Origin of the sequence: Flavobacterium sp. (assembly GCF_043760115.1) — a bacterium.
Lineage (GTDB): Bacteria > Bacteroidota > Bacteroidia > Flavobacteriales > Flavobacteriaceae > Flavobacterium.
The window spans coordinates 17,979-30,056 of record NZ_JAYUPK010000016.1 but is presented as its reverse complement, the minus strand read 5'-3'; the positions used below and the strand labels follow the sequence as shown (position 1 = coordinate 30,056).

Sequence of the window (12,078 nt, the reverse complement as noted above, 5' to 3'; positions counted from 1 at the left end):
TTATTAATCAATTTAATATTGAATTATAAAGGTACAAAAAATAACATTTAAGATTGATTTTTTTAATTATAAAAAAAAGTTGTATATTTGCACCATTATTTAAAAAAAATATGAATAATGAGGCACGCTTTGCGTGCCTCTTTTTATAAAAAATATGACATTTAAAGATCAAGTTTCACAACTTTTAAATGACGCTTTGCTAGAAAAGCCAGCTATTTTTTTGATAGACTTATCAATTTCAGATAGTTATAAAATTATTGTAACTTTGGACGGTGATAATGGTGTTGCTCTTCATGATTGTATAGACATTAGCAGAGCAATTGATAATAACATTGACAGAGAAGAAACAGATTATGCTCTAGAAGTAGCATCTGTAGGAGTTGGTTCTCCATTAAAGTTAGTTCGCCAGTATATAAAAAATGTTGGAAGAACGTTAATAGTAAAAACCAAAGAAGAAACTATAGAAGCAGAGTTAGTTGCTGCCAATCAAGAAAATATTACAATATCTTGGGAAGCAAGAGAAGCTAAAAAAATAGGAAAAGGTAAGGAAACAGTTTTAAAACGGCTAGAAATTCCTTACTCAGAAATAAAAGAAGCAGTTGTTACAGTAAATTTTAATTAATAAAAGAATAATGGAGAATATTGCATTAATCGACTCGTTCTCAGAGTTTAAAGACGATAAACTTATTGATAGAGTAACGCTTATGGCGATTTTAGAAGATGTTTTTAGAAATGCTTTAAAAAAGAAGTATGGTTCTGATGACAACTTTGATATTATCATAAATCCAGATAAAGGAGATATGGAAATTTGGCAACGTAGAATTGTAGTTGCTGATGACGATTTAGATTTAGAACATTTAGAAATTACACTTTCTGATGCACGAAAAATTGAACCCGATTTTGAAATTGGCGAAGAAGTTTCTGAAGAAGTAAAATTAATAGATTTAGGAAGAAGAGCAATCTTGGCTTTACGTCAAAACTTAATTTCTAAAATACACGAACACGACAATACCAATCTTTACAAACAATTTAAAGACATCATTGGTGAAATTTATACTGCAGAAGTACATCACGTGCGTCCAAGAGTTGTAATTTTGGTTGATGATGAAGGAAACGAAATTGTATTGCCTAAAGAAAAACAAATTCCATCTGACTTTTTCCGTAAAGGAGATAATGTAAAAGGAATTATCGAAAGCGTTGAATTGAAAGGTAATAAACCTCAAATTATAATGTCTAGAACATCTGAAAAATTCTTAGAAAAATTATTTGAACAAGAAATTCCAGAAGTTTTTGATGGATTAATAATGATTAAAAAAGTAGTAAGAATTCCTGGTGAAAAAGCTAAAGTAGCTGTAGATTCTTACGATGATAGAATTGATCCAGTTGGAGCTTGTGTTGGTATGAAAGGTTCTAGAATTCACGGAATTGTTCGTGAGCTTGGAAACGAAAACATTGACGTTATCAATTATACAACTAATGCATCATTATTAATTACAAGAGCATTAAGTCCAGCAAAAGTATCATCAGTTAAAATAGATGAAGAAAATAAACGAGCCGAAGTATATTTAAAACTTGAAGAAGTTTCTAAAGCTATCGGTCGTGGTGGACAAAATATTAAATTAGCAGGACAATTATCTGGATACGAATTAGACGTAATTAGAGAAGGAAGTCCTGTTGAAGAAGATGATGTTGAATTAACAGAGTTTTCAGATGTTATTGAACCTTGGGTAATCGCAGAGTTTGCTAAAATAGGTTTAGATACTGCAAGAAGTATATTAAAACAAGATGTTGCCGATTTAGCAAGAAGAACAGATTTAGAAGAAGAAACGATTCAAGAAGTAATGAATATATTGAAAGAAGAGTTTGAGGACTAATTCTTTCGCAACACAACACAACAATAAAAGGTTATTTAAAAAGATTTTATGTCTGAAGAAAGAATTATTAGAATAAACAAAGTTTTAAGAGAATTAAATATCTCGTTAGAAAGAGCTGTAGATCACCTCAAAGAGAAAGGAATTTCTATTGAGTCAAATCCGAATGCTAAAATTTCTGATAAAGAATTTGATATTCTACAAAGTCAGTTTGCTGGCGACAAAGGAAACAAAGAAGCTTCCAAAGGAATTGGTGAAGAGATTAAGAAAGAAAAAGAAGCGCTTCGTGTTGAAAGAGAAAAAGAAGTAGAAGACAAACGAAAAGCTGATGAAGAACGTCAACGACTTGAAGTTATTAAAGCTAAAGCGGCTACTGTAACTGGACCAAAACAAGTTGGTACAATTGACTTAAATCCTAAAGTTGCTTCAACTGTTGCTCCAATTTCAGAAAAACCTGCGCAAGAAAAACCAGTTGTTACTAAACCTATTGAAAATAAGGAAGTAATAACTAAACCTGTTGCAAAAATAGCACCAGTTGTTGCTGGTAAAATTATTTCTAAAGAAAAAGTTTCAGACAAAAAACCTATTGAAAAAGCACCTGAAAAACCGGCAGAAAAAGTTGCAAGTGTAACAGAAGAAGCTCCAGTTGATGAAACTTTTACAACACAATACCAAAAACTTTCTGGTGCCACTCTAACAGGTCAAGTAATTGATTTAGCTCAATTTAATAAACCTAAGAAAACTACGGCTCCAAAAATCAACAGTGCAAACAAAGTTGATCCTAATAAAAATAAAAGAAAAAGAATTCCACCAAAACCAGGCGAAGCTCGTCCAGGAAATGCTGGTGGAAATTCTGGTGCACCAAGACCACCAGGTCAAGGTGGACAAGGAGCAAACAAATTTGGTCCAAATAAACCTGGTGGTGGTGGAGGTTTCCAAAAAGGCGCACGTCCAGCAATTGTTCAAAAAGTTGAGCCAACAGAAGAAGAAGTTAAAAACCAAATTAAAGAAACTCTAGAAAGATTACAAGGCAAAGGATCAAAATCTAAAGCTGCAAAATACAGAAGAGATAAAAGAGATACGCACCGTCAACGATCTGATGATGAACAAAGAGCATTAGATGAAGGTAACAAAACCATCAAAGTAACAGAGTTTGTTACCGTTGGTGAAGTTGCAACGATGATGGATGTTCCAGTTACAAAAGTTATTGGAACTTGTATGTCACTAGGAATAATGGTTACAATGAACCAACGTCTTGATGCAGAAACATTGACTATTGTTGCAGAAGAATTTGGGTTTGAAGTAGAATTTATTACTACAGATATTGAAGACGCAATAGAAATTGTTGCCGATAGAGAAGAAGATTTAGTTACAAGAGCACCAATTGTTACGGTAATGGGTCACGTTGATCACGGTAAAACATCTCTTTTAGATTATATTCGTAAAGAAAATGTTATTGCCGGAGAATCTGGAGGAATTACACAACATATTGGAGCTTATGGAGTTACTCTTGATGGCGGACAAAAAATAACATTCCTTGATACACCTGGACACGAAGCGTTTACAGCAATGCGTGCTCGTGGTGCACAAGTAACAGATATCGCAATTATTGTAATTGCTGCCGATGATGATATAATGCCTCAAACCAAAGAAGCAATTTCTCACGCTCAAGCGGCAAATGTACCAATGATTTTTGCAATCAATAAAGTAGACAAACCAAATGCTAATCCTGAAAAAATTAAGGAAAAATTAGCATCTATGAATTTACTTGTTGAAGATTGGGGTGGAAAATATCAATCACATGATATTTCATCTAAAGTTGGAACTGGTGTAAAAGAATTACTTGAAAAAGTATTACTTGAAGCTGAAATTTTAGATTTAAAAGCCAATCCAAATAAACCAGCAGTTGGTACAGTAGTAGAAGCTCAACTTGATAAAGGTAGAGGTTATATTTCTACAATATTAGTTCAATCTGGAACATTAAAAATTGGAGATTACGTTCTTGCAGGTAAAAATCATGGTAAGATTAAAGCAATGCACGATGAAAGAGGTCACAATATTCTTGAAGCTGGACCATCAACACCAATATCTATTTTAGGATTGGATGGTGCGTCTACCGCTGGAGATAAATTTAACGTATTCGAAGACGAAAGAGAAGCTAAACAAATTGCTGCCAAACGTACACAATTAATGCGTGAACAATCAGAAAGAACACAACGAAGAGTTTCTCTTGCAGAAATTGGACGTCGTATTGCGCTTGGACAATTTAAAGAACTTAACATTATCCTTAAAGGTGACGTTGATGGTTCTGTTGAAGCACTTTCTAACTCATTTACTAAATTATCTACAGAAGAAATTCAAATAAATATTATTCATAAAGGAGTTGGAGCAATTACAGAAACCGACGTAATGTTGGCATCTGCATCTGATGCAATTATTATTGGATTTAATGTTCGTCCTGCTGGAAATGCACGTCAACTTGCAGATAAAGAAGAAATCGATATTAGAAATTATTCAATTATCTATGATGCAATTGATGACTTAAAAGATGCAATGGAAGGAATGCTTTCGCCAGAAATGAAAGAAGAAATTACTGGAACTGCCGAAATCCGTGAAACGTTCAAAATCTCTAAGGTTGGAACAATTGCAGGTTGTATGGTTACCGATGGTAAAATCTTTAGAAATTCTAAAATACGTTTAATTAGAGAAGGTGTAGTAATATTTACTGGAGAATTAACAGCGCTTAAACGTTTTAAAGACGATGTAAAAGACGTTTCAAAAGGGTATGATTGTGGTATTCAACTTAAAAATTATAACGAAATAGAACAGTTAGATATTATTGAAGCGTTCCAAGAAGTTATGGTTAAGAAAAAATTGAAATAATTTTTCTACCTTATTATATAGTATAACTCCCAATTGAATTTCAATTGGGAGTTTTTGGTTCAGTAAATAATTCTTGCACTGAGATTTGTAATGATTCAACAATCTTTATCATTGTGCTTATTTTCATTTCTTGTTTGCCTTTAATGTATTTTCTTAAATTTTCTACATCTAATCCAGCATCGTGAGCAACATCACGTTGACGTAAGTTTTTCTGTTTAATAATTTCATTTATTTTAAGACCAACATTTATAACAATTATTGGAATTTCTTTTTTTCTAATGTTCTTCATAACAAAGACTAAATTAGAATAAATCGATTTTTTATAAATGATTATATACAATCGGTTGTTTATAACCGAAATTGTAATATATTTGTTACATTGTAAATTATAAAATCTATTGTTATGTTAAAAATATTACTTCTTATTAATTTATTTTCTTTTAGTTTATTTTTTGGACAAAGTCCAGCTGATCCAAGAATTCAATTTTCTTATGATAGTGCAGGCAATCAAACACAAAGAGTGATTTGTGTTAATTGTGCATCAAAAAACATTAATTATAAAGATATAGAAAGTCTTGTCGAAAAAGATTTAATTATTGAAGATAAAGTCTTGTATTATCCAAATCCAGTCCTTGAAGAGTTGTACATCAAATTGAAAAGTACAGAAGATATTACTATTGCAAGTGTAGAATTGTTTTCTATTAATGGGCAATTATTATTTAAACACATTAATGAAATTGATAATGAAACTATAAAAATAGATTTTAAAAATTATCCAACAGGATATTATGTTGTTGAAATTTTATATTCAAACGGAGATAAGAAAAATTTTAAAATTATAAAACAATAATTCATGAGGAAAATTATACTATTATCAGGATTAATTTTAAATATAGTTTGCTTCGCTCAATCATCAAATAAGACTATTACAAACGGTGGTGATTCAACAGGCGGAGTACCAACGACTGCAACAGGTAGTTCGTCAGAAGTTGGCGTTACTGATGGAAATCTTTCAGTTTCACTAACAGGAAGTGCAATATATAATATTCCAATTTCTGTACCACCAGGAATTAATGGAGTTGTACCACAAATAAGTTTAAATTATAATAGCCAAACTGGAGTAGGTTTGGCAGGATATGGATGGAATATTTCTGGATTATCTTCAATCACTAGAATTCCATCTACTAAATATCATGATGGACCAAACTTGAATATTTTTACAAGTACATATGATAGATTTGCTTTTGACGGTCAAAGATTAATGCTAAAAAGTGGAACTTATGGTCTTGCTGGGTCTACTTATCAAACAGAAAATTATTCTAATCTTAAAATTTCTCTTTTAGCTAATGGTTTAAGCGATTATTTTAAAGTTGAATATCCTGATGGTTCATTGGCATATTACGGATTTTCAACTGATTCAAAAGTTGGAATTATTACCTACTCATTAACTTATTGGGAAAATTCGCAATCAGTGAGAATAACTTACAATTACACCCAGAGTAATAATGTAAATTATATTACTTCAATTCAATATGGTACTGTATCAAGTGTAACACCAATAAATACTATTAATTTTACTTATAAACCGAGAAATACATCTGAACAGTCTTATTTTGCAAATGTTAAAATTAATGATGATAAAATAGTAAGCTCAATAAACATTATAGCAAATGGAATAGCATTTAGAAATTATCTACTAACACACGATATTGCGGTTGGGTATGAAAGATTAAAAAGTGTAACGGAAAAATCAGGAAATAACGCTCAAAGTTACAACCCAACAATTTTTAATTACGTCGACGACATTAGCAATCCTAGTGTTACAAACTTCATTAAAAACAATTTAACGGAACCAAATGCTTGGCAAAGCTTTCAAAGTTTATCAACAATAAATGGTGATTTTGATGGAGATGGCGATACAGATTTTATTAATAATAAATATTTGTACACAAAAGTTTATGATGATAATTCTGTTGCTGTAATAGATTTGTTACCAACTTTTCCTAACTACAATAAAATCACAACTATAAAAAGTTTAGATATTAATAATAAAATTATGAATAGAGATGCATTTTGTGTTGAAAGTTTTACAACAACACAGTCACCATCCTATACAACTCAATTTACATTTAATATTTTTTCTAAAAATTTAAACAATAATACAATAACAAATGAGTATTCAAAACAGATAATTATAGAAACAACAGATTGGAAGCTTAAATCATATGAAGGAGATTTTAATGGTGATGGTTTAACAGATAAAATAGTTTTAAGACCAGGTTTTCCTAGCGCTGGATATGATAATGCAAAAGTATATTTTGTAAATCTTGATAGAAGAATCACTTCAAATTACGTTACAGACTGTGGTATAATACCTTCAATTGGCAATAAACCTGAAATCAATACAGGAAAACTTGTTTACATCGCTGATGTTAATGGCGATGGAAAGTCTGATATAATAGTGGTTAATTATGAATTTAATAAAATTGTTGTTTATTCTCTAGATAATAATAATAATTTAGTTCAACTTTGGGAAACAGTTATAAATATACATCTTAAAGAAACAACCGTTGCCGCAGGAAATTGTCATTATTACGATAAACCAATTTATGTATTTGGGTCTGATCCTCCTAGTTATATTAACCAGCAACAATTGTATTGCGATACACCTGGTAGAACCTTCGAATATCCTATTTGTATTGGAGATTATAACGGAGATGGGAAATCAGACATAATGCTTCCTGGGATGGACAGAAAATTATTAATGTCAACTGGATTTGCATTTGTGATCGAAACTTTTCCTAGCAATTTTCCATCCGCTCAAGATTTAAGCGGTTTAACAAATGTTGATTTTAATAATGATGGTAAAACAGATGTATTATTTATAACACCTGGTGAAAATACATCATTTTCAATAAATACTTTTATTCGAAAATCTGCTGGTGTTTGGACAAATTCTTCTTTTGTCAACGGATATAATAATCCAAATGATCCAACAGCAACTGCAATAGTTGTTCCGTTTATGTTAAAAAGAAGTAAAACTTATAATGGTAAATCTCAATTAGTTTGTTTTGAGAGATCATTTTCATTAACATCTAATAACAACATAGTTAAAATTGGGTTTTTAACAAATTTAAATTCACTTTCTTTTCCTGCAAAAGCAATAAAAGAAATTATAATTGGTAATGGTGTTAAAGAAACTATTACTTATAGTAATTTAATTGACAATAATGGCAGCTATAATGCAGCTTTACCATCAGAAATTTATCCGAATATAGATTTAATTAATATGCCAAATATAAATGTTGTTACACAAATAGAAAAGCAAACTAAGGTTATAAGTAAAAAGCAATTGTTTAAATATTATGGAGCAACTAGTAATATTGAAGGTCAAGGATTTTTAGGTTTTAGATCTATGTTGAAAACAAATTGGTTTTATGACGTTTCTAAAATTATTTCTAATGTAACCAATTATAATATTTCTAAAGTTGATGATTTACATAATTTTACTTTTAAAGGAGCACCTTCTGAAAGTTATTCCGTTCTTGGGTTGTCAACTTTAGGCGCACCATTTCAACCTACAAATCCATATATTAATTGGACTCGATATACATATAATTACGATTTATTTGGTGATATTATTTATACTCCATTTTTATCAAATAAAGTTTTTAAACTTCAAAATACAAATACCCAAATTTATGATGGATTAAATGGGAATGTTGTAAATATTGAAACAAAATATGACGCATACAATAATCCTCTTAGGATTACAACATTAAAAAGCAATAGTAATTTAACAGATACAAAATCAACAATAGAAAACTTTGGATATGATAATTTACCAACAGTAACACCTTATTTTATTGGTAGACCTAAAAGCAAAATTGTTTCAACATCAATCCAACCAAGCAATGATGTTTCAATAGATGAACAATTGTATATTTATGATACTAATTTACTTAAAGAGATAAAAAAAAGAACAACAAATTCTAGTTTAACTACAGATTACATTACAGAAAACAATAATTATGATTTGTTTGGCAATATAATAACGAAAACAATATCAACCCCAAATGAAGTTAATAGAGTTTCAAGTTTTCAATATGACAGTTCTAAAAGATTTATTTTAAAGAAAATAGATTTACAATCTTTAGCAACAGACTACACTTATAATTTGAGTAATGGTTTGCTTTTAACAGAAACATTACCATCTAATGCTGGTTCACCACTAATTACAACTCATAGTTATGATGCTTGGGGTAAAAAAACATGGACTAGAAATTATTTAAATAAAGTTGAAACCTATGGTTATGCAAATACTTCGGATGGTATTGTAATAACAACAACTGGTCCTGTAGGAGAAGATTATGGCAGTAAAATAATTTTAGATGATTTAGGACGAAAAAATCATGAAGGAATAAAAACTATTGATGGAAATTGGTCTTACACTTCTACCTACTATGATATTCAAGATAATCCTGTATTAGTAACGCAACCATATATAGCAGGAATAGATGGTGTAGGTACATTTGATTCTTGGAATGAAATGCAATATGATATTTACAATAGAATAATTCAATCTAATACATTAATTTCTGATTCTTTTAGCGGAAAACAAACAACGTATTCCTACTCAGGGTTATCAATTACAGAAAATGATGGACAGAAAAATAAAGTAACAACAAAAAATCCTTTTGACAATATAATTTCAGTAGTAGAAACTCCTATAGGAATTTCTCCAACAACAATAAATTTCACCTATTTTGCTAATGGAAATTTAAAAACAACAAGTACTAGTGGAGTAAACACAATTATTGAGCAAGACGGTTGGGGCAGAAAAATAACTTTAGACGATCCATCGGCAGGAGTTTTCAAATATACATATAATAATTTTGGAGAAGTTAAAACCGAAGAAGTTGTTAATAAAGGGAAAACTACTTACACGATAGATAATTTTGGTAAAGTAATATCTAAAACTGTTATAGGTACAGGTGGAGATAGTACTAACAGTACAACAAATTATAATTTTGATGGAATCTCTAAACTCTTAACAGGATTGTTGTTTACAGATGTTACTAATAACTTTACAATCAACTATACTTACGGATATGACAATTATAGAAGATTAAACAATACAACTGAAACTAGAACTTCTAACTTCTTATTTCAAAAGGATTATACCTTTGATGCCTATGGTCGCCCAGAAAAAGAGCATTTTTATGCCAAAGATTTGACAACAAATAAAGAAAGCGATAAATGGATAAAAACAATATATAAAAATGGATTTGATTATCAATTGTTTGATATGACAAGCAGTACAGTTGTAAGTTCTACAAAATTATTTCAAATAAATACTGTTAATCAGCAAGGAAATATTAAAACCGCAATAATGGGAAATGGCGTTACAATTGCTAATACGTATGATATTTATGGATTTCCAACGCAAATAAAACAAGATAAATCAACAACAAACATACTAACTTTAAACACAGTTTTTGACACTGAATTTGGTAACTTAACAAATAGAATTTCTAATTTATTTGGTACAGGTTCTACATTATGGAATGAAAATTTAATTTATGATAAGTTTGATAGACTAACTAGTTATCAAGATTCAAATGATTTACAAACTCAAAGCTATAATAGTAATGGTACAATTTCAGCAAACAATATTGGAAATTACGCTTATAATTTAACAAATGGATCATTACCTAAACCTTATACAGTTTCAACAGTAACACCTCCAACCGCGCCTTTAGATGTTTATAATTATTACAATAACAGAAAACAAAATGTTACTTATAATTTATTTAATTGTCCAATTGCAATTACTGAGCAAGGAAAAGAAAATATTGATTTTGAATACAATGATCAAAACAATAGATCAGTAATGTACTATGGTGATTTAACAACAACTAAATCAGCCAGAATAATGAAAAAATATTATTCATCTGATGGTAGTATGGAAATTAAACGAAGAACAGTAAATGGCATTAGTATTAACGATTTTGTTACTTACATAGGTGGTGATGGATATACTGCGCCTGTAGTTTATAAATCTGACGGAATAACAAAAAACTACTTTTATTTGCATAGAGATTATCAAGGTAGTATTTTAGCCATTACAAATAGTACAGGAATTATTATTGAAAAACGTTTTTTCGATGTTTGGGGTTCTTTGATAAAATATGCTGGTAGCAATGGGGTTTCAGTATTGCCAACAACAACAGCAAATAGTTTGTTCTTAGATAGAGGATATACTGGTCATGAACATTTATTAGGAGTTGGCTTAATAAACATGAACGCAAGATTATATGACAATAAATTACACCGTTTTTTACAACCAGATAATAATTTACAAGATGCATCAAATTCTCAAAATTATAATCGTTACAGTTATTGTTTAAATAATCCAACTAAATATTTTGATCCTAGCGGAAATGATGGCGAAGAATCAAATGGAGGTGGAATATTTCAAGCTGCAGCATACGTTCTATCATTTTTTACAAATTCATATACTAATAACTTTTACATTCCACCATACAGTACAGAAATTGTTAAAAATGAATCTCATCCTCAACCAGTTTTACCTTCTTGGATTACTTATGAAAGTGCTTCAATGTATATTAATACTAGTTTTGGATCCGTATCTTTAGGTTTTGCTTCTGGTGAATCTATGGGATTTAATTATTTTAATAATAAATTTTCTAGTAGTAGTCCTGTTGAAAGTCATAGTTATGTAGCAGATGGAGGCGGAAATTTAATTCAATCACAATGGAAGAATTTTTCAAAAATTGCTAGTGATTCTAGTATTAGGTTAGAATATTATTTTGATAAAAATAAATATATTTTTAATAATGCGACAAATCAAGCTGAATATGCTATGAGTAGATATCATATCCAACAATCTACAAGATCACAATTAAGTGATTTAGGAAGAGCTTTTTCTGCGATATCGAAATCTAGTCAATCTCAACTAGAAACTGCAAAATTATATGCTTCTAGAATGTGGACTTCAAGTGGTGAGTTAAGAGGTGGTAAATTTTCAGCACAATTATTTAAATATGGAGGAAAAACACTTGTTGTTACTGGTGTTGCTATGTCAGCATATAAAGTATATAATTCTAATAATAGATCCTTGGCATTAACTAAAGAGATTGGTGGATGGGCTGGAGCTTATGAAGGAGCCGTTATTGGAGCAGCTTACGGTTCATTAATTGGACCTTGGGGTACAGTAATCGGAGGATTCGTTGGTGGTGCGGTTGGTTATTGGGCAGGTTCAACTTCTGGCGAAATATTATATAATACTATAAACCCATAA

The 12,078-nt window shown here is 30.2% G+C and carries 6 protein-coding genes; 5 read left to right on the top strand and 1 reads right to left on the bottom strand.

What is annotated here, in order from left to right:
• Nucleotides 1-154 precede the first annotated feature (154 nt).
• From rimP to infB, 3 genes are read left to right on the top strand one after another with little or no spacing between them, the layout of a single operon-like run.
• Nucleotides 155-622 (top strand): ribosome assembly cofactor RimP, encoded by a 468-nt coding sequence (rimP, locus tag ACH2BC_RS01090; RefSeq protein WP_395052096.1) that lies wholly within the window; start codon nt 155-157, stop codon nt 620-622.
• Nucleotides 623-632: 10 nt separating this feature from the next.
• Nucleotides 633-1,874, top strand: coding sequence for a transcription termination factor NusA (gene nusA / locus ACH2BC_RS01085; protein ID WP_395052095.1), 1,242 nt, complete (start codon nt 633-635; stop codon nt 1,872-1,874).
• A gap of 48 nt (nt 1,875-1,922) precedes the next feature.
• The gene (gene infB / locus ACH2BC_RS01080; RefSeq protein WP_395052094.1) at nt 1,923-4,754 is read left to right on the top strand and encodes a translation initiation factor IF-2; all 2,832 of its coding nucleotides are present in this window, start codon (nt 1,923-1,925) and stop codon (nt 4,752-4,754) included.
• A 40-nt stretch (nt 4,755-4,794) separates the two neighbouring features.
• Here infB and ACH2BC_RS01075 read toward each other — a convergent pair whose 3' ends face one another.
• Nucleotides 4,795-5,043: a helix-turn-helix domain-containing protein gene (locus tag ACH2BC_RS01075; protein WP_395052093.1), complete on the bottom strand. Its 249-nt coding sequence runs from the start codon at nt 5,041-5,043 to the stop codon at nt 4,795-4,797.
• A 114-nt stretch (nt 5,044-5,157) separates the two neighbouring features.
• On the opposite strand from ACH2BC_RS01075, the gene ACH2BC_RS01070 reads away from it, so the two are divergent.
• Together ACH2BC_RS01070 and ACH2BC_RS01065 are read left to right on the top strand one after the other, a co-directional pair.
• The gene (locus ACH2BC_RS01070; RefSeq protein ID WP_395052092.1) at nt 5,158-5,604 is read left to right on the top strand and encodes a T9SS type A sorting domain-containing protein; all 447 of its coding nucleotides are present in this window, start codon (nt 5,158-5,160) and stop codon (nt 5,602-5,604) included.
• Nucleotides 5,605-5,607: 3 nt separating this feature from the next.
• Complete coding sequence (locus tag ACH2BC_RS01065; RefSeq protein WP_395052091.1) at nt 5,608-12,078, top strand: RHS repeat-associated core domain-containing protein; 6,471 nt, start codon at nt 5,608-5,610, stop codon at nt 12,076-12,078.